This window comes from Candidatus Cryosericum septentrionale (assembly GCF_003570995.1).
GTDB lineage: Bacteria > Caldisericota > Caldisericia > Cryosericales > Cryosericaceae > Cryosericum > Cryosericum septentrionale.
Genome location: NZ_QXIY01000024.1, coordinates 1 through 317 on the forward strand (window position 1 = coordinate 1; position 317 = coordinate 317).

The window sequence follows — 317 nt, forward strand, 5'->3', positions numbered from 1 at the left end:
GTCTCTTCATCTGTCTTGATTCGGAACGTAGGATCTTCAATCGCGAATTTGGCCAGCGATGCGGCAAGTTTCGCCTGATCAGCCTTGGTTTTTGGCTCAACGGCCACCGAAACCACCGGCTCCGGGAAATGCATGGTTTCCAGTTGAACGAGCTTCTCTTCGTCGCACAGGGTCGTACCGGTGATAACGTCTCTCGAACCAACAATAGCCCCGAGATCACCCGCCCCAAGCTCCTCGACATCCTCGCGCTTGTTAGCATGCATCCGAAGCAGTCTGCTGACTCGCTGCTTGTCACCCTTGTTCGCATTCACGACATA

The 317-nt window shown here is 54.3% G+C and carries 1 pseudogene; it reads right to left on the reverse strand.

Annotation, left to right across the window (positions count from 1 at the left end):
• Positions 1-263 (reverse strand): annotated as a pseudogene (gene fusA / locus SMC1_RS05765) (elongation factor G); the annotation flags it as partial.
• Positions 264-317 lie beyond the last annotated feature (54 nt).